Origin of the sequence: Pseudomonas sp. DY-1 (genome assembly GCF_003626975.1) — a bacterium.
GTDB lineage: Bacteria > Pseudomonadota > Gammaproteobacteria > Pseudomonadales > Pseudomonadaceae > Metapseudomonas.
In genome coordinates this window covers 2,552,131-2,569,502 of the sequence record NZ_CP032616.1, presented here as the reverse complement: position 1 = coordinate 2,569,502, position 17,372 = coordinate 2,552,131, and the positions used below count along the sequence as shown (strand labels likewise).

Here is a 17,372-nt window from a genome sequence, read left to right as displayed (position 1 = left end):
GATGGATGCCGTGATCAAGCTGGACAAGATTCCGGCCAGGGCCACCGCGCGTGGTGACCTGCTCGACCGCCTCTTCGTGACCGGTGGTAAATACCTGTTCCTCGGCCTGCTGATTCTCGCTGTGCTGCTGCCGCTGCTGGCGATCTTCTGGCGGGGCTTCAGCGCAGGGGCGGGGCAGGGGGGTGGTCTGTTGGCGGCGAAGGAACTGCTGGCCAGCGCCAACTTCCATTGGCTGCTGGGAAACAGCCTGAAGGTGTCTCTGAGCGTGGCTGCCATCGTGGTGCCCACCGCCTATCTGTTCGCCTATGCCCTGCAACGCACGTTGATTCCGGCCAAGGGCCTCTGGCGGGGAATCTCCCTGCTGCCGTTGCTGGCACCGTCAATGCTGCCGGGCATCGCGCTGATCTACCTGTTCGGCAACCAGGGACTGCTGCGTGACTGGCTACCGGACAACATCTACGGCTTCTGGGGCATCGTCCTCGGTGAGGCCATCTACACCTTCCCACATGCGTTGATGGTGTTGCTCTCGGCGCTGTCGATGGCCGATGCGCGCCTGTTCGACGCCGCCGCCAGCATGGGCGCCGGTCCATGGAAGGCCTTTCGCAGCATCACCTGGCCGGCGACGCGCCAGGCTGCGTTCGCCGCCTTCTGCCTGGTGTTCACCCTGACCATCACCGACTTCGGCGTGCCCGTGGTCGTCGGTGGCGACTACCAGGTGCTGGCGCTGGAAGCCTACAAGGCCGTGGTCGGCCAGCAGCAGTTCGGCCGTGGCGCTCTGATCGGCATGGTGTTGCTGCTGCCGGCACTGCTCAGCTTTGGTGTCGACGCCTGGTTGCGTCGTCGCCAGGGCGAGGCCATGAGCGGCCGGGCCCAGGTCTTCCACCCGACACCGTCGAAGGTCCGCGATGCCTGCTTCCTCGCCCTGGTGCTGACGGTCTGCGCAATCCTCCTGCTGGTGCTGGGCATGGCAGTGTATTCGTCGCTGGTGAAGTTCTGGCCCTACAACCTGTCGCTGTCGCTGCGTCATTACGCATTCGAGGAAACCGCCGGTGGCGGCTGGCTGGCCTACCGCAACAGCCTGACCCTGGCCAGCTGCACCGCGATCTTCGGCAGTGCGCTGATCTTCACCGGCGCCTACCTGATGGAGAAGACCCGTGGCCAGCAGTGGCTCAACCAGGTGCTGCGCCTGCTCAGCTTCGTGCCCATGGCCGTACCCGGCCTCGTGCTCGGCCTTGGCTACGTGTTCTTCTTCAACCTGCCAGGCAACCCGCTGCACGCCCTCTACGGCAGCATGACCCTGCTGGTGATCTGCTCCATCGCGCACTTCCTGACGACTGCGCAGATGACCGCCACCACCGCGCTGCGCCAGCTGGATGGCGAGTTCGAGGCCGCCGCGCTGTCGCTCAAGGCTCCGCTCTGGCGCCACTACCTGCGGGTGACGGTGCCGATCTGCCTGCCGGCGCTGCTGGACATCATCCGCTACCTGTTCGTTTCGGCCATGACCACGGTGTCCGCCGCCATCTTCCTCTACAGCCCCGACAGCATCCTCGCCGCCGTGGCTGTGCTGAACATGGACGACGCGGGCAACGTCGGCGGCGCGGCCGCCATGTCCACCCTGATCCTGCTGACCTCCGCCACGGTTTCCCTGCTGCTGGCCTGGGCTTCGCGCGGCCTGCTGCGCCGCTCCCAGGCTTGGCGCCAGGGCACGCCGGGCACCCACTGAACAACCACAACCCCAAGCAATCCCGACAAGGAGCTTTCCATGTTCAAACGCCTCGCTCTCGCCGCCGCCGTAATGGCCGGCTTCAGCCTCCAGGCCCAGGCCGCCACCGAGCTGACTGTCTACACCGCCCTGGAAGCCGAGCAGCTGTCGGCCTACAAGAAGGCCTTCGAAGCGCAGAACCCGGATATCGAGATCAAGTGGGTACGTGACTCCACCGGCATCATCACCGCCAAGCTGCTGGCCGAGAAGGATCGTCCGCAGGCCGACGCCGTGTGGGGCCTGGCTGCTTCCAGCCTGGCCATCCTCGATGCACAGGGCATGTTGCAGAAGTACGCGCCCAAGCATCTGGAGACCATCGGCGCCAACTATCGCGACGCTGCCAATCCGCCGGCCTGGGTGGGCATGGACGTATGGGCCGCCACCATCTGCTTCAACACCGTGGAAGCCGAGAAGCAGGGCCTGAGCAAGCCCAATAGCTGGGAAGACCTGACCAAGCCGGAGTACAAGGGCAAGATCGTGATGCCGAACCCTGCGTCCTCCGGCACTGGATTCCTCGACGTCAGCGCCTGGCTGCAGACCTTTGGCGAGAAGCAGGGCTGGACCTACATGGATGGCCTGCACCAGAACATCGGCCAGTACGTCCATTCCGGCTCCAAGCCGTGCAAGCTGGCCGCCGCCGGCGAGTTCCCCATCGGTATCTCTTTCGAATACCCGGCCGTGCAGCTCAAGCGCCAGGGCGCACCGCTGGACATCGTCCTGCCGAAAGAAGGCCTGGGCTGGGAAATTGAAGCCACCGGTATCGTGAAAGGCACCGACCAGCTTGAAGCGGCCAAGAAACTCGCCGACTTCTCCGCCAGCCCGGCGGCCATGGAGCTGTACAAGGAAAACTTCGCCGTACTCGCCGCCCCCGGTATCGCCAAGCCGCAGACCGAACTGCCCGCCGATTACGAGCAGCGCCTGATCAAGAACGACTTCGCCTGGGCTTCGCAGAACCGCGACCAGATTCTGGCCGAATGGCGCAAGCGCTACGACGGCAAGTCCGAGAAGCTGCCGCAGTAACTCCGCAATCATCCCCTCGCTCGAACCTTCCCCTCTCCCTCGCTGCTTTTCTCCCTCTGGGAGAGGGCTGGGGTGAGGGGGCGGGAAGGCACGGGCTTTCAAGGAGAACCCCATGCCCCTGCAAGACACCGATATCGCTATCGTCGGCGCCGGCATCCTCGGTCTATCCCACGCCTATGCCGCCGCCCGCCGCGGACTGCGCGTCAGCGTCTTCGAACGCAGCGCCACCCCGCTGGGCGCGTCGGTGCGCAACTTCGGCCAGGCGCTGGTCACAGGCCAGCCGCCGGGCCCCATGCATGCGCTTGCCCGCGACAGTCGCGAAATCTGGGCCGGTTGGGCCGAGGCCGCCGGCTTCCAAATCCGCCGCAATGGCTCCCTGCTGTTCGCCCGTACCCGCGCCGAGGAAGAGTTGCTGGACGCCTTCTGCGAAGTGCGTGCGCCCGAGCACGGCTATCACGTGGAACTGCTGCGTGGCGAACGTCTGCACGACCTGTACCGGGGCCAGTTCAGCCACCATCGCGCTGCGCTGCTGGGCCTGGACGACCAGCAGATCTACTCCCGCGAGGCTGTTCCCGCGCTGGTGGATTACCTGCGCCGCGAGCACGGCGTCGAGTTCCATTTCTCCACCCTGGTGCGCGATGTCGAACCCGGGGTTATCCACAGCACGAAAGGCAGCTGCCGCGCGGAGCAGATCGTCGTCTGCTCGGGGCATGACTACCAGACCCTGCTGGCCGAGCAGATCGCTTCACTGCAACCCCAGGTGTGCCGCCTGCAGATGCTGCGTGTTCGCCCGGAACAGGATTTTGGCTTGAATCAGGCGGTGCTCACGGGCCTCAGCTGCGTGCACTACGGCGCGTTCGCCGACCTGCCGGAAGCCGAGGCCATTCGCGAGCAGATCCAGAGCGAGCAGCCGGAGCTGGAAGAGCACGGTATTCACCTTTTGGTCAGCCCGACGCCCCATGGCGAGCTGATCGTCGGCGATTCCCACCACTACGGCACAGATGCTTCGCCCTTCAACGCCGAAGCGGTGGACGAAATCATGCTGGAACTGGCCGAACACACCCTGGGTACCCGCCTGACCGTGGTGGAGCGTTGGCAGGGCGTCTACGGCGCACGTGGGCCGGGGCCCTTCTCGGTGCTCAAGGCCGCGCCGGGAGTGACTGCCGTGTTGATGCACAGTGGCGTGGGCATGAGCGTCGGACCGGCACTGGGTGAGCGGACCATGGCGGGGTTGCTGTCGTAGGTTGGTCCGAGGAACGAGGCCCAACGAATGAGCGCTGATCGTTGGGTTTCGCTTCGCTCTACCCAACCTACGAAAAGCGTTTCGGCCTTCTGGATTTCAATCCAGCCGCTTGTGCACCCGCATTACTGCGAAGGTGAGCATCACCAGGGTGAACACCAGCAGCACCACCAGTTCCAGCCAGAGATCGGCAAGGCCTGCGCCGCGCAGCATGATGCCGCGGGTCAGACGCAAGAAGTGCGTCAACGGCAGGATTTCGGCGATCCACTGCGCCGCCTGCGGCATGCCGGCGAAGGGGAACATGAAACCCGACAGCAGGATCTGCGGCAGGAAGGTGAAGAAGGCCATTTGCATGGCCTGGAACTGGCTGCGCGCCAGGGTGGAAATGAATACCCCCAGGGTCAGACTGGCGAAGATGAACACCAGGGACGCGCCATAGAGTTCCAGCAGCGAGCCACGCACCGGTACCTCGAACAGCCACAGCCCCACCAGCAGGATCACTGTCACCTGCACCAGGCCGATGCCGACGAAGGGCAGGACCTTGCCCAGGGTCAGCTCCCAGGGTGAGAGCGGTGTGGTGATCAGCAGTTCCATGTTGCCGCGTTCCCGTTCGCGCACCAGGGCGATGGCGGTGAACAGCACCATGGTCATGGTGAGGATCACTCCGATCAGCCCCGGCACCGTATTCAGGGGCGCCAGGCGTTCGGGGTTATAGAAGTTCACCACCTGCACGCCGGTCAGGTTCGGCCAGCCGGGCAGAGGGTAGGCCGCCAGTTGGCGGGCCGAGGCCTGCACGACCTGGTCCGAACCATCCACCACCAGCTGCAGTGGCGGGCGGTCCTTGCGTTGCAGACGTGCTTCGAAGTCCGGCGGCACCACCAGGGCTGCACTGATGTTGCCTTCGCGCAGCAGCTTGTCCAGCTCTTGCGGCGTGGCGAGCTGGTAGCGGAAATCCAGCACCTGGCTGGCGCCGAGTTCGGCGATCACTTCGCGGGAGCGGGCGGTGTCGGCCTGATCCAGCACGGCGGCGTGCAAGCCGCGCACGTCCATGTTGATGGCGTAGCCGAAGAGCACCAGTTGCATGATCGGGATGCCGACGATCATGGCGAAGGTCAGGCGGTCGCGGCGCAGCTGGCGCAGTTCCTTGAGGACGATAGCCCCCAGGCGGCGCAGGTTCATGACGAGGCTCCGGCCCGTTCCAGCGGGCGGTGGGTGACGGCAACGAAAACATCTTCGAGGTTGGCGTCGGTGGGCTTCACCTCGGCCTCGACGCCCTGGTCGACAAGGCGTTGGGCGATGCGTTCGCGAGCATCATCGACGGCGCTGAGCACGCGCAGCGTGGCACCGATCTGGGCCATGGCGATGACTTCTTCGGCACCTTGCAGGGCGCGTTGGGCCTGGCGTGGCTGTGCGCATTCCACCAGCAACGGGCGTCCTGGCAGGGCAGCCATCAGATCGGCGGGGCTGCCGTCGGCCACCAGGCGTCCGGCATCGAGGATGCCCAGACGGGTGCAGCGTTCGGCTTCATCCATATAGTGGGTGGACACCAGCAGGGTGGTGCCGGCTTCGGCCAGTTCGAAGAGCGAATCCCAGAATTCCCGGCGTGATTGCGGGTCCACGGCGCTGGTGGGTTCGTCGAGGAGCAGCAGGTCGGGCTTGTGCAGCACTGCGCCGGCCAGGGCCAGGCGCTGTTTCTGGCCGCCGCTCATGGTGCCGGCGAGCTGCTTGCGGCGATCCGCCAGCCAATAGCGCTCCAGCAGTTCATCGATGCGCTGGCGGGCTTCGCGGCGATCCAGGCCCTGGACGGTAGCGAGGAACTCCAGGTTCTCGCCCACCGTCAGGTCTTCGTACAGAGAGAACTTCTGGGTCATGTAGCCGATGCGGCGTTTCAGTTCCTCGGCGTCCTGCGGGATGCGGCAGCCGAGCACTTCGATCTCGCCAGCGCTGGGCAGAAGCAGGCCACAGAGCATGCGGATGGTGGTGGATTTGCCACAGCCATTGGGACCGAGGAAACCGAACACTTCGGCGCGGTTGACGTGCAGGTTCAGCCCATCGACGGCAGTGAGCTGGCCGAAGCGCTTGGTCAGGCCGCTGGCGCGGATTACCGCTTCATCACTGCTCATGGCTCACTCGCTCCGCCTGCACCGGCAAGCCCGCGGGCAGCTTGCGCGCAGCCTCGCCTTGCAGCACCAGTTCGGCGCGGTAGACCAGGCGGCTGGCGTCGTCGCCGGTCAGGGCGAAGTAGGGGGTGAAGCTGGATTCGCTGGCGATGCTGCGCACGGTGGCGTCGAAAGGTTCGGCCACGCCTTCGACCTTCACCTTGAGCGCATCGCCGATGGCGATCTGCGTACGTACCGAGGCAGGCACGTAGACCCGCGCGTAGGGCGCCTCACCCACCAGCAGGCTGACCAGCTCGGCGTTCAGTGGCGGTTGGTCGCCAGGCTTGAAGGGGAGGGTATCCACCCGGCCCTCGCGGGGGGCGCGCAGGCTAAGGTGCTCGCGGGTGACCTGCAATTGCGCCAGCCGGCCCTGGGCGGCCTGGAGCAGGGCGGTGGCCTGTTCGATCTGTTCCGGACGGGTGCCGTTGGTGAGTTCGCGCAGCTGGGCGTCAGCATTGTTCACGGCAGCATTGGCCTGGTCGCGGGCGGCGCGGGCGCGGTCGAGCTCGGCAATGGCGACCTGGCGGCGCTGATAGAGAGCGGCGATGCGCTGGAAGTTTCGGTCGGCGTCGGTCAGCTCCGCGCGATTGCGGGTGAGGGTGGCGCGGGCGGCGTCCACGGTCTCGCTACGGGCGCCATTGCTGAGTTCGTCAAGCCGCGCCTTTGCCTGGGCGACGTCGCCTTGCGCTTCCTTGAGACGGGCATCGAGACGACGCGGGTCCAGTTCCAGCAGCAGTTGGCCCTGCTGCACCTGATCACCCTCGGCCACACGCCAGGCGAGGATGGTTTCCGAGGCTTCTGCGGGCAGCCCGATGCGGTCCCATTCAAGGGTGCCGAGCAGCGGCTGTTGAGCGGGGTCTTCGCAGCCACTGAGCAGGGCGAACGCCAGCAGACAGGGAAGCAAGTGTTTCATGGCTTCACCTCCAGTCCGCGCTCGAGTAGCGCCATGATGTGTTTCACCATGGCTTCGTCGCCCAGTTCCGGCGTGGCGAAAATGCCGCGCCAGATCTGTCCGGCGGCGTAGGGCAGCATCACCAGGCCGACCAGCGAAACCACCAGCAGGCGAGGGTCGACGTCCGGGTTGAGACGACCGCCCGCTTGCGCCGCAGCGAAGCGCTGGGCCAGCAGCAGGGGCACCATCGGGGCGAAGCGGGACGTGAGCATTTCGCGCAGCGCACCGCCTTCGCAGAGCACTTCACGGACCCAGAGCGGCGGCAGCCAGGGGTTCCTGCTGAGGTTGGCGCTCATGCCGCGAACGAAGGCGCCGACCAGTTCCATAGGATCGTCACCGACCTGTTGCAGGCGTTCGCTCATGCCCTGGAACAGGGGCAGCAGGCGCTCCTCGACCACGGCTTCCACCAGGCGCTCCTTGTTGCCGAAGTAGTAGTTCACCAGGGCGGGCGTCACGCCAGCCTGCTGGGCAATGCCCCGCAGGCTGGCAGCATGGACGCCGACATGGGCGAACGCATCGGTGGCGGCGTCCAGCAGGCGTTCGCGCTGGAGCTGGGAATCGCCCGTGGGGCGGCCGGGGGAGCGAGGGCGGGTCACGGTAAGTATCTCCGGACGAGAAGGGATGGGTTTATTTAAATATGCATTTAATTAATTAACAACGAGCAGCCGACGAACGCGAAGCGCCCACTGGACGAGATTTTGTTAGCAAGCTATCAATATTCGCGGTTATGGCCTGCCGATTCTGGCGGGCTATCTTCAGTTTCTACGGATCATCCTTGGACCTAGCCCGTGCGCGATTCCCTGCGTGCCTTCCTGGCGCCTGACATTCCGGCGCTGCAATTCGCAATCAAGACTTTGCTGGGAGGCGGCATTGCCCTCTGGTGTGCCTTTCGCTTCGATCTTCAGCAGCCGCAATGGGCGCTGATGACGGCGTTTATCGTGGCACAGCCGTTGTCCGGGATGGTGGTGCAGAAGGGCTTGGCGCGGCTGCTCGGCACCTTGGTCGGCACGTTCATGTCAGTGGCCATCGTCGGCCTCTTCGCGCAGACACCCTGGTTATTCCTGCTGGCCCTGGCCGCCTGGTTGGGCATCTGCACCGCCGCCTCGACCATGATGCGCAGTGCCTGGTCCTATTCCTTCGTGCTGGCCGGTTACACGGTCGCCATCATTGGCCTGCCCGCCATTAGCCACCCGCTGGCGGTGTTCGACCAGGCCGTGGCGCGCTCCACGGAAATCTGCCTCGGCATCATCTGCGCCACCCTTACCAGCGCACTGCTCTGGCCGCAGCGGGTGGAACGCCAGCTGGCGCGCCAGGCACGGGACGCCTGGCAATGCGGCATCCAGGCGTCGATCTCCGCCTTGAAGGGCGAGCGACAGGAGCGCCAGGGCTTGCTGGGTGTGCTGGGGCGCATCGTTGCGGTGGATGCGCAGCGCGAGCACGCCTGGTTTGAAGGCAGTCTTGGTCGCCAGCGTGCGCTGGCCTTGCAGGTGCTCAGTCGCGACTTGCTCAGTCTGCTACGTCTGGCTCGCGGTGTAGCGCGCCAGTGGCGTCAGTTGGACGAGGACGAGGCCGATGGCCTGCGGCCCTGGGTGGAAGAGGTCGAACAGACCCTGGCCGAACCTGATGTGGCGCGTCTGGATGCGTTGCGCGAGCGGCTGCTGTTGGCGTCTGAGGACGAGACCCTGACCACTGTCCAGCAATACTGTCTGGGTCGCATGGCGGTGGTCATGCGCCAGGCCTCGGAGGCGGTTGGTGCCATGCATGCAGTGGAACGCGGCGAAGCGCCCGCGGACGCACCACCGCCGCTGTCTACTCACCGGGATGTTCAGACAGCCGCCATCTATGGCCTGCGCAGCGCCCTGGCCTTCCTCGGCCTGTCGGCTTTCTGGCTGGCCACCGCCTGGACCTCCGCGGTCGGCGCGCTGACCCTGACTTGCGTGATCTGTGGCCTGTTCGCCAGTCGCGAGAACGCGGAGCAGATCGGCATGATGTTCCTGCACGGCATCGTCTATGCGCTGCCCGTGGCCTTTATCGTTGGACAGGTGTTCCTGCCCCAACTCAGCGGCTTTGCGATGCTCTGCATGGCGCTCGGTGTACCGCTGTTCTTCGGTGCGCTGGGTATGGCCAAGCCTGCGCTGGGTGCCACGGCTACCTCCTTCTGCCTGCATTTCATCGTGCTCTGTGCACCACAGAACCTCATGCGTTTCGATGTCGGGTTGTTCTTCAATGAGGCGATTTCCATGCTGCTCGGAGTCGGCTTCGCGGTGTTCACCTTCCGCCTGATTCCACTGCGCAATCCGGTGTGGCACGGCCGGCGGCTGCTCAAGGCGAGCCTGAGTGATCTGGCACGCCTGACCGGAGTGCGCCTGGCCGGGGCGGAGAACTGGTTCGGCGGACGCATGGCCGACCGCTTGCTTCAACTGGCGCGGCTCTACCCGGTGCTGCCGGAACAGAGCCGCAGCCGCTGGGACGATGGTATCGCCAGCCTGGACCTGGGCGACGAACTGCTGCACCTGCGGCGCTGCCTGGCCGCGGCTGACAGGCCGCTGGGCGCATCGGAGGACCGCTTCATGCGGCAACTCGAGCACGTCGTGCTGCAAGGCCCGGCACCGGGCCGCGCCCAGGCCCTCGACGAGCCCGTTGGAGAGTTGCTGGAGGCTCTGCGGGGGGCCGGGAGGAGTATCGACCGTCGCCTGGCCCAGGCGGCATTGTTGCAGCTGCAGCAGAGTTGGCGGCAATGGTGTGAACAACAGGAGGCGAGCCATGGGCTTGCGTGAATGGTCCCTGGGGGGCGTGCTGCTCAGCCCCTTTCTGCTTTATGCGCTGCTGGCCCTGCTGGTAACCGGCGCACTGCGAATCGGTCTGGCTCGAGCCGGGTTGGCGCGCTGGATCTGGCACGAAGCGCTGTTCGACTGTGCCTTGTATGTCTGTGTGCTGGCGGCGCTGGTAGCGCTGACCGGGCACTCGTGAAGGAGATGAAGATGCGTTCCACGCTGCGCGTAATGGTAACCCTGGCCCTGGTCGTGGTGGCCATCGTGGCCGGCTATGGCCTCTGGCAGCACTACATGCTCGCACCCTGGACCCGCGACGCGCGCGTGCGCGCCGACGTGGTGGTGATATCGCCCGATGTGTCCGGCTGGGTGATGGAGCTGAAGGTCCAGGACAACCAGCAGGTCAAGGCCGGCGACCTGTTGCTCAGTATTGACCGAGAGCGCTACCAGGCGGCGCTGGAGAAGGCCCGCGCGGTAGCCGAGACCCGCCAGCACCAGCTGCGCCTGCGCGAGCACGAGGCCTCCCGTCGTGAGCACCTGGGACCCCAGGCGATCAGTGCGGAGCTCAAGGAGAACGCCCTGATCACTGCGGAAGTGGCCCGTGCCGAATTCCGCGAAGCCCAGGCGGAGGTGAGAGTGGCCGAGCTCAACCTCACGCGCAGCGAGTTGCGTGCGCCACGTAGTGGGCAAGTGACCAATCTGCGCCTGGCCCAGGGCAACTACGCGAGCGCCGGGCAGCCAGTGATGGCGCTGGTGGATGACGGTTCGTTCTACGTCCAGGCCTATTTCGAAGAAACCAAGCTGCCGCGCATCAAGGTAGGCGCTCCAGTGAAGGTCTGGTTGATGAGTGCAGGGGAGCCGCTGACCGGTAAGGTGGAAAGCATCAGCCGTGGCATCACCGACCGCAATGCCATTCCCGATACCCAGTTGCTGGCGAACGTCGAACCCACCTTCAACTGGGTGCGCCTGGCCCAGCGGATTCCGGTTCGGATCAAGCTGGACAAGGTGCCGGATGATGTGACACTGAGCGCCGGGATGACGGCCAGCGTGACGGTGGCTGAGTAGGGCAGGGCTGGCACAGACCACCCCCTCTCACTCTGGGAGAGGGTTGGGGTGAGGGCAGCGTCAGGCCAGCTCGGTGCCTACCCCTTTCGCGAATGAATTCGCTCCCACAGGGACAGTGCCCAAAAAAAGCCCGGAGTCATCCGGGCTTTTTTTGGGCAGCTGCATCTTCAGCCGATGGTGATCGGCGGCAGTTCCGGCAGTTCCACCGACAGCTGCTGCTTCGGCGCGAGCACCTCGGCTTCGCCGTCCACGACCTGGTCCGAGTTCTGGTTGAACACGCGAGTGGCGATGCGTACGCGGTTCTTAGGCAGCTTCTCCAGGATTTCCAGCTCGACGGTCAGGGTGTCGCCCAGTTTTACCGGACGGGTGAACTTGAGCTGCTGGCCGAGGTAGATGCTGCCCGGGCCAGGCATTTCGCAGGCGATGGCGGCGCTGATCAGGGCGCCGGTGAACATGCCGTGGGCGATGCGCTCCTTGAACATGGTGCCGGCAGCGTACTCGGCGTCCAGGTGCACCGGGTTGCGGTCGCCGGAGACGGCAGCGAACAGCTGGATATGACGCTCTTCGACGGTGGTGGAGAAGGTGGCTTTCTGGCCGACTTCCAGGGCGTCGTAGGTGAAGTTGGTTACCTGGCTCATGCGGACTCCTTGGCTTGCGTTTTTTGGTGCCGACTGTGGGCAAGGGTCTGCTCCAGCCAGTCGATCAAGTCTTCGATCACTTCGTCGCGGTTGCTCTCATTGAGCAGCTCATGACGGGCGTCAGGGTAGATGTTCAGCTGCACGTCCCTGATGCCGGCCCGGCGCAATGCCGCGGCAAGATCCTGCAGGCGCCGGCCCTCGCTGACCGGATCGCGTTCGCCGCCGATCACCAGCAGCGGCAGATCGGGGTCGATCTGCGCCAGGTGTTTCGGCGGGGTGATGTTCTGAAGCCCGCCAAGCAGGTCGAGCCACAACTGGTTGGTGCAGCGGAAACCGCAGAGCGGGTCCTCGACGTACTTGTCCACTTCAGCCGGGTCGCGGCTGAGCCAGTCGAAGGCCGTGCGGTTGGGTTTGAAGGCCTTGTTGAAGGAGCCGAAGGAGAGGAACTCGATCAGCGCGCTACGGCCTTCCTTGCCCTGGCGCCAGCGCTCGAAACGGGCCACCAGTGCAGCCACCTTGTACAGCGCGACGGGCTGGTAGTTGGAGCCGGAAAGAATGGCGCCCTGCAGACTGCAGCTGTGCTGCATCAGGTAGGCCTGGCCGATATAGCTGCCCATGCTGTGGCCAAGGAGGAAGATCGGCACTTGCGGGTGCTGTTGGCGGATGTGGTGATTGAGGCTCGCCAGGTCGCCAATGACCTTGCTCCAGCCTTCATCCGCCGCGTACTGGCCGAGAACGCCATGCTCGGCGCTGCGTCCATGACCGCGCTGGTCGAGGGCGTAGAGCTCGAAACCGACGGCTACCAGCGCCGCACCCAGACGGGCATAGCGGCCGCCGTGCTCGGCCATGCCGTGGGAGAGCATGACTACCGCCCTGGGCGGGGTCTCGCCGGACCAGTGATTGACGTACAGGGGCGCGCTATCGCTCGCGTCTAGCCAGAAGGCGTCGTGGCGCATGGCCGATCCTTTTGCCGGGGATTCGGCGCATTGTGCACGGGGGCGAAGGTGGCGCAAAGCCTGCTCAATTGGGCGGGACGTTGTGGCGTTCGAGGATGCGCATGTATTCGCCGCTGGCCAGCAGTGCCCTGAGGCCGCGCTCATAGATTTGCGCCCAGTCCGGTTGTCCGGCACGCGGCGCGTTGAATCCCGCCAGCAGAGGGATGCGTTCCAGGGCCGGCGGCTGCCATTGGAGCTTGCCGCGCAGGTGCTCGTCCGTGGCGATCAGGTACTGGCCGACGGCTCGCTCCAGCAGAACCAGGTCGAAACGTCGGGCATCCAGCTTGCGCAGGTTGGAGATGTCGTCCACCGCCTCTTCAGCACTGAATCCCGAGCGCAGCACACGGGTCGGGTAGCCGTAGCCCCTGACCACGCCCACCTTGCGTCCCTTGAGTTCGGAGAGGCTCTTGAAGCTGACAGGCGTGTCCTTGCGTACGAAGAATCCCAGTTCGCTGTAGAACAGCGGGCGCGAAGCATGGAGGTTCTCCTCCACCACTTCACGCGGCCAGAGGGCCAGGGCGCCCTGGTAGTGGCCGCTGTGCAGGGCTGCACGTACGCGGGCCCAGGGCATGAAATCCACCTGGACCTTGTAGCCCTGGGTGGCGAAGGCGCGGGTTGTGAGCTCGATGATACTGCCGCCTTGCGGCAGGGACTGTGAGCAGTAGGGCGGATATTCCAGGGTCGCCAGACGGAGGTCGGCCCGCACGCCGCAGCTGAGGAACAGGCAGGACAGCAGCGCACACAGGGCCAGAGGGAAACGCATGGGTGATATGTAATCCGGATGTCATGTTCTTGTTCTGATGCTAGGCGAATCTAACTGGACTATCGGTAAGATTCACGCGGTCAATGACACCCCGTCGCATATTTGCGCTGCGCTTCGGAGCTGCTAAGTTCCCGGCAGCCCCGCAGTGCGGGCCAGACTATTTCAGGGCTTCGAGGATAAGAACAATGCAACCTGATTTCTGGAGCGACAAACGCCCGGCCGGCGTGCCCAACCAAATCGATCTGGCCGCCTACAAGTCGGTGATCGAGGTCTTCGAACGATCCTGCAAGAAGTTCGCTGACCGCCCGGCCTTCAGCAATCTGGGCGTGACCCTGACCTACGCCGAGCTGGATCGCCTGTCCGCAGCCTTCGCCGCCTACCTCCAGAAGAACACAGACCTTGCACCCGGCGACCGCATCGCCGTGCAGATGCCCAACGTGCTGCAGTACCCCATTGCCGTGTTCGGCGCCCTGCGCGCCGGCCTGATCGTGGTCAACACCAACCCGCTCTATACCGCCCGTGAGATGCGTCACCAGTTCAAGGACGCCGGGGTGCGTGCGCTGGTCTACATCAACCTGTTCGGCAAGCTGGTCGAGGAAGTCCTGCCCGACACCGAGATCGAGTACCTGATCGAGGCGCGCATGGGTGACATGCTGCCAAGCCTCAAGGGCTGGCTCGTCAACACCGTGGTGAAGAAGCTGAAGAAGATGGTCCCCGACTATCACCTGCCCCAGGCCGTCTCCTTCAAGGACGTGCTGAAGCAGGGCCAGGGTCATGGCTTGAAGCCGGTGCGGGTCGGCCTGGAAGACATCGCCGTGCTGCAGTACACCGGCGGCACCACGGGCGTGGCCAAGGGCGCGATGCTGACCCACGGCAACCTGGTGGCCAACATGCAGCAGGTCGACGCCTGCCTGTCACAGCACGGCCCGGATGGCGCGCCGCTCATGAAGCAGGGCCAGGAAATCATGATTGCGCCGCTGCCGCTGTACCACATCTATGCCTTCACCGCGAACTGCATGTGCATGATGGTCAACGGCAACCACAACATCCTCATCACCAACCCGCGCGATATCGGCGGCTTCATCAAGGAGCTGCAGAAGTGGCGTTTCTCTGCGCTGCTGGGCCTGAACACCCTGTTCGTTGCGCTGATGGACCACCCCGAGTTCAAGAACCTCGACTTCTCCAACCTCAAAGTCACCAATTCCGGCGGCACCGCCCTGGTCAAGGCTACTGCCGAGCGCTGGCAGGCCATGACCGGCTGTTCCGTGGTGGAGGGCTACGGCCTGACCGAAACCTCCCCCGTGGCCAGCACCAATCCCTACGGCAGCCTGGCTCGCCTGGGGACCGTGGGCATTCCGGTACCGGGCACCGCGTTCAAGACCATTGACGATGCGGGCAACGAACTGCCCTTGGGGGAACGTGGCGAGCTGTGCATCAAGGGGCCGCAGGTGATGAAAGGCTACTGGCAGCGTCCCGAGGCCAGCGCCGAGGTGCTGGATGCCGAAGGCTGGCTGAAGACTGGCGACATCGCGGTGATCGATCCGGACGGCTATGTGCGTATCGTCGATCGCAAAAAGGACCTGATCATCGTTTCTGGCTTCAACGTCTATCCAAACGAGATCGAGGACGTGGTGATGGCCCACCCGAAGGTGGCCAACTGCGCGGCCATCGGCGTACCCGACGACAAGTCCGGTGAGGCGGTAAAGCTCTTCGTGGTGCCGCGCGAGGGCGGCGTCAGCGTCGAGGAGCTGAAGGCCTACTGCAAGGAAAACTTCACGGGTTACAAAGTGCCCAAGCACATCGTGCTGAAAGAAGCCCTGCCGATGACTCCGGTGGGCAAGATCCTGCGTCGCGAACTGCGCGATATCGCCTGACCGAAAGGGCAGGGCGGGTCTTCCGTCCTGCCCTTGTTCTTCCCGCCTCCTCTTCACCCCGCATTTCAGCACGAACCGCCTGTCCGCCCGGTCAATCTCCCCCCTCAGAACCCGTGAAAGCCCCGAAATACGCCGTTTGTCGGCTAATTAGAGTTCAGACTCCAAAAATGACCAGATGCACTGAATTTGGTCATTTTTATTACTGGTAAGGGCTGTTTTGGTGCTGGTGAGGCTCTGGCAAAGCTGTTAATCTCGGCGCGTTTTTTTGCCCGGACGGGCGCACAATCGCACAGAACACAACAAACAACTGTCCCTCGAGGACAGTGAAATCAGCTGTTGCTTAGGAGTGGGCCTCCATGACCGAAAACTTCTGGAAGGACAAATATCCGGCGGGTGTTCCTGCCGAGATCAACGCCGACCAATACCCCAACGTCCAGGCGGTATTGAAGCAGTCCTGCCAACGCTTTGCCGACAAGCCCGCATTCAGCAACCTGGGCAAGACCCTCACTTACGGTGAGCTCTACGAACTTTCCGGCGCCTTCGCCGCCTACCTGCAGAGTCACACCGATCTCAAGCCCGGCGACCGCATCGCCGTGCAACTGCCGAACATCCTGCAATACCCGGTAGTCGTCTTTGGCGCCATGCGTGCCGGCCTGATCGTGGTCAACACCAACCCGCTGTACACCGCACGGGAAATGGAGCACCAGTTCAACGACTCTGGCGCCAAGGCCCTTATCTGCCTGGCCAACATGGCTCACCTGGCTGAAGAAGTGCTGCCCAGGACCGGCGTGAAGCACGTCGTCGTCACTGAAGTCGGCGACCTGCTGCCGACCTTCAAGCGTCTCTTGGTCAATGCCGTGATCAAGCACGTGAAGAAGATGGTGCCGCCGTTCAGCCTGCCGCAGGCGGTCAAGCTCAACGATGCCCTGGCCAAGGGCCGTGGCCGTGCCGTCAACGAAGCCAGCCCGCAGGGCAGCGACATCGCCGTGCTGCAGTACACCGGCGGCACCACCGGCGTGGCCAAGGGCGCGATGCTGACCCACCGCAACCTGATCGCCAACATGCTGCAATGCAAGGCGCTGATGGGCGCCAACCTGAACGAAGGTTGCGAGATCCTCATCACCCCGCTGCCGCTCTATCACATCTACGCCTTCACCTTCCATTGCATGGCGATGATGCTGACCGGCAACCACAACATCCTCATTTCCAACCCGCGCGACCTGCCGTCCATGACCAAGGAGCTGGCGAAGTACAAGTTCACCGGCTTCGTGGGCCTGAACACCCTGTTCGTTGCCCTGTGCAACAACGAGGACTTCCGCAAGCTGGACTTCTCCGCGCTGAAGCTGACCCTGTCAGGCGGCATGGCCCTGCAACTGGCCGCCGCCGAGCGCTGGAAACAGGTCACCGGCTGCGCCATCTGCGAAGGCTATGGCATGACCGAGACCAGCCCGGTGGTATCGGTGAACCCCTTCCAGAGCATCCAGATCGGCACCATCGGCATTCCGGTGCCCTCTACCCTGTGCAAGGTGGTGGACGACGAAGGCAACGACGTTGGCCTGGGCGCGCCCGGCGAGCTGTGCGTGAAGGGCCCGCAGGTGATGAAGGGCTACTGGCAGCGCCAGGAAGCCACCGACGAAATCCTCGATGCCGACGGCTGGCTGAAGACCGGCGACGTTGCGGTGATCCAGGAAGACGGCTTCATGCGCATCGTCGACCGCAAGAAGGACATGATCCTGGTGTCCGGCTTCAACGTGTACCCGAACGAACTGGAAGACGTGCTGGCGACCCTGCCGGGCGTGCTGCAGTGCGCCGCCATCGGCGTGCCGGACGAGAAGTCCGGCGAGGCGATCAAGATGTTCGTGGTCGCCAAGCCCGGCGTCAGCCTGACCAAGGAACAGGTGATGGAGCACATGCGCAGCAACGTCACCGGTTACAAGGTGCCGCGCGCCATCGAGTTCCGCGACGCGCTGCCGACCACCAACGTTGGCAAGATCCTGCGCCGCGAACTGCGTGACGAAGAGCTGAAGAAGCTCAAGGCGAAGCAGGAGAAGGCCCAGGCCTGATCCCCATCGCTCCTGACAAGGCCCCGCACTCGCGGGGCCTTGTCGTTCATGGCGTCCCATCGACGGCATT

Annotated in this window: 15 protein-coding genes; 8 read left to right on the top strand and 7 right to left on the bottom strand. The window is 64.5% G+C overall.

What is annotated here, in order from left to right; genetic code table 11:
- The first annotated feature begins 1 nt into the window (after window position 1).
- The 3 genes from D6Z43_RS12175 (at window position 2) to D6Z43_RS12165 (ending at window position 4,025) form a co-directional block, all read left to right on the top strand.
- Window positions 2-1,723, top strand: a complete 1,722-nt coding sequence (locus tag D6Z43_RS12175; RefSeq protein WP_120652430.1) for a putative 2-aminoethylphosphonate ABC transporter permease subunit — start codon at window positions 2-4, stop codon at window positions 1,721-1,723.
- 39 nt (window positions 1,724-1,762) lie between these two features.
- Window positions 1,763-2,782 carry a putative 2-aminoethylphosphonate ABC transporter substrate-binding protein gene (locus D6Z43_RS12170; protein ID WP_120652428.1) on the top strand — a complete coding sequence of 340 codons (1,020 nt, stop codon included), beginning with the start codon at window positions 1,763-1,765 and terminating at the stop codon, window positions 2,780-2,782.
- A gap of 112 nt (window positions 2,783-2,894) precedes the next feature.
- Complete coding sequence (locus D6Z43_RS12165; RefSeq protein WP_120652426.1) at window positions 2,895-4,025, top strand: TIGR03364 family FAD-dependent oxidoreductase; 1,131 nt, start codon at window positions 2,895-2,897, stop codon at window positions 4,023-4,025.
- A gap of 96 nt (window positions 4,026-4,121) precedes the next feature.
- Here the strand turns inward: D6Z43_RS12165 and D6Z43_RS12160 are convergent, their stop codons facing one another.
- Genes D6Z43_RS12160 through D6Z43_RS12145 form a run of 4 tightly spaced genes read right to left on the bottom strand, consistent with a single transcriptional unit; the run spans window position 4,122 to window position 7,729 of the window.
- Window positions 4,122-5,201: an ABC transporter permease gene (locus D6Z43_RS12160; RefSeq protein ID WP_120652424.1), complete on the bottom strand. Its 1,080-nt coding sequence runs from the start codon at window positions 5,199-5,201 to the stop codon at window positions 4,122-4,124.
- Window positions 5,198-6,145, bottom strand: a complete 948-nt coding sequence (locus D6Z43_RS12155; protein ID WP_153918798.1) for an ABC transporter ATP-binding protein — start codon at window positions 6,143-6,145, stop codon at window positions 5,198-5,200. Before D6Z43_RS12155 ends, D6Z43_RS12160 begins: the two co-directional genes overlap by 4 nt.
- Window positions 6,135-7,094 (bottom strand): HlyD family secretion protein, encoded by a 960-nt coding sequence (locus D6Z43_RS12150; protein ID WP_120652422.1) that lies wholly within the window; start codon window positions 7,092-7,094, stop codon window positions 6,135-6,137. Before D6Z43_RS12150 ends, D6Z43_RS12155 begins: the two co-directional genes overlap by 11 nt.
- Window positions 7,091-7,729, bottom strand: coding sequence for a TetR/AcrR family transcriptional regulator (locus D6Z43_RS12145; RefSeq protein WP_120652420.1), 639 nt, complete (start codon window positions 7,727-7,729; stop codon window positions 7,091-7,093). The genes D6Z43_RS12150 and D6Z43_RS12145 overlap by 4 nt, the downstream gene beginning before the upstream one ends.
- Window positions 7,730-7,921: 192 nt before the next feature.
- Between D6Z43_RS12145 and D6Z43_RS12140 the strand changes: the two genes are divergently transcribed.
- Genes D6Z43_RS12140 through D6Z43_RS12130 form a run of 3 tightly spaced genes read left to right on the top strand, consistent with a single transcriptional unit; the run spans window position 7,922 to window position 10,969 of the window.
- Window positions 7,922-9,910 (top strand): FUSC family protein, encoded by a 1,989-nt coding sequence (locus tag D6Z43_RS12140; protein ID WP_120652418.1) that lies wholly within the window; start codon window positions 7,922-7,924, stop codon window positions 9,908-9,910.
- Complete coding sequence (locus D6Z43_RS12135; protein ID WP_120652416.1) at window positions 9,897-10,103, top strand: DUF1656 domain-containing protein; 207 nt, start codon at window positions 9,897-9,899, stop codon at window positions 10,101-10,103. Before D6Z43_RS12140 ends, D6Z43_RS12135 begins: the two co-directional genes overlap by 14 nt.
- Window positions 10,104-10,114: 11 nt before the next feature.
- Window positions 10,115-10,969, top strand: coding sequence for an HlyD family secretion protein (locus D6Z43_RS12130; RefSeq protein WP_120652415.1), 855 nt, complete (start codon window positions 10,115-10,117; stop codon window positions 10,967-10,969).
- A gap of 167 nt (window positions 10,970-11,136) precedes the next feature.
- On the opposite strand, the gene D6Z43_RS12125 is transcribed toward D6Z43_RS12130, so the two are convergent.
- The 3 genes from D6Z43_RS12125 to D6Z43_RS12115 form a co-directional block, all read right to left on the bottom strand.
- Complete coding sequence (locus D6Z43_RS12125; RefSeq protein ID WP_120652413.1) at window positions 11,137-11,607, bottom strand: MaoC family dehydratase; 471 nt, start codon at window positions 11,605-11,607, stop codon at window positions 11,137-11,139.
- The gene (locus D6Z43_RS12120) at window positions 11,604-12,563 is read right to left on the bottom strand and encodes an alpha/beta hydrolase (RefSeq protein WP_120652411.1); all 960 of its coding nucleotides are present in this window, start codon (window positions 12,561-12,563) and stop codon (window positions 11,604-11,606) included. Before D6Z43_RS12120 ends, D6Z43_RS12125 begins: the two co-directional genes overlap by 4 nt.
- Window positions 12,564-12,627: 64 nt before the next feature.
- Window positions 12,628-13,365, bottom strand: coding sequence for an ABC transporter substrate-binding protein (locus tag D6Z43_RS12115; protein ID WP_120652409.1), 738 nt, complete (start codon window positions 13,363-13,365; stop codon window positions 12,628-12,630).
- A gap of 185 nt (window positions 13,366-13,550) precedes the next feature.
- On the opposite strand from D6Z43_RS12115, the gene fadD2 reads away from it, so the two are divergent.
- Window positions 13,551-15,239, top strand: a complete 1,689-nt coding sequence (fadD2, locus tag D6Z43_RS12110) for a long-chain-fatty-acid--CoA ligase FadD2 (protein WP_120652407.1) — start codon at window positions 13,551-13,553, stop codon at window positions 15,237-15,239.
- A gap of 356 nt (window positions 15,240-15,595) precedes the next feature.
- Window positions 15,596-17,302 (top strand): long-chain-fatty-acid--CoA ligase FadD1, encoded by a 1,707-nt coding sequence (fadD1, locus tag D6Z43_RS12105; RefSeq protein WP_120652405.1) that lies wholly within the window; start codon window positions 15,596-15,598, stop codon window positions 17,300-17,302.
- Window positions 17,303-17,372 lie beyond the last annotated feature (70 nt).

What these genes read in the sequence shown, in the direction of transcription:
- D6Z43_RS12175 (WP_120652430.1), top strand. Translation starts at nt 2, where the DNA reads ATGGATGCCGTGATCAAGCTGGACAAGATTCCGGCCAGGGCCACCGCG.
- D6Z43_RS12170 (WP_120652428.1), top strand. Translation starts at nt 1,763, where the DNA reads ATGTTCAAACGCCTCGCTCTCGCCGCCGCCGTAATGGCCGGCTTCAGC.
- D6Z43_RS12165 (WP_120652426.1), top strand. Translation starts at nt 2,895, where the DNA reads ATGCCCCTGCAAGACACCGATATCGCTATCGTCGGCGCCGGCATCCTC.
- D6Z43_RS12160 (WP_120652424.1), bottom strand. Translation starts at nt 5,201, where the DNA reads ATGAACCTGCGCCGCCTGGGGGCTATCGTCCTCAAGGAACTGCGCCAG.
- D6Z43_RS12155 (WP_153918798.1), bottom strand. Translation starts at nt 6,145, where the DNA reads ATGAGCAGTGATGAAGCGGTAATCCGCGCCAGCGGCCTGACCAAGCGC.
- D6Z43_RS12150 (WP_120652422.1), bottom strand. Translation starts at nt 7,094, where the DNA reads ATGAAACACTTGCTTCCCTGTCTGCTGGCGTTCGCCCTGCTCAGTGGC.
- D6Z43_RS12135 (WP_120652416.1), top strand. Translation starts at nt 9,897, where the DNA reads ATGGGCTTGCGTGAATGGTCCCTGGGGGGCGTGCTGCTCAGCCCCTTT.
- D6Z43_RS12130 (WP_120652415.1), top strand. Translation starts at nt 10,115, where the DNA reads ATGCGTTCCACGCTGCGCGTAATGGTAACCCTGGCCCTGGTCGTGGTG.
- D6Z43_RS12125 (WP_120652413.1), bottom strand. Translation starts at nt 11,607, where the DNA reads ATGAGCCAGGTAACCAACTTCACCTACGACGCCCTGGAAGTCGGCCAG.
- D6Z43_RS12120 (WP_120652411.1), bottom strand. Translation starts at nt 12,563, where the DNA reads ATGCGCCACGACGCCTTCTGGCTAGACGCGAGCGATAGCGCGCCCCTG.
- D6Z43_RS12115 (WP_120652409.1), bottom strand. Translation starts at nt 13,365, where the DNA reads ATGCGTTTCCCTCTGGCCCTGTGTGCGCTGCTGTCCTGCCTGTTCCTC.
- fadD2 (WP_120652407.1), top strand. Translation starts at nt 13,551, where the DNA reads ATGCAACCTGATTTCTGGAGCGACAAACGCCCGGCCGGCGTGCCCAAC.
- fadD1 (WP_120652405.1), top strand. Translation starts at nt 15,596, where the DNA reads ATGACCGAAAACTTCTGGAAGGACAAATATCCGGCGGGTGTTCCTGCC.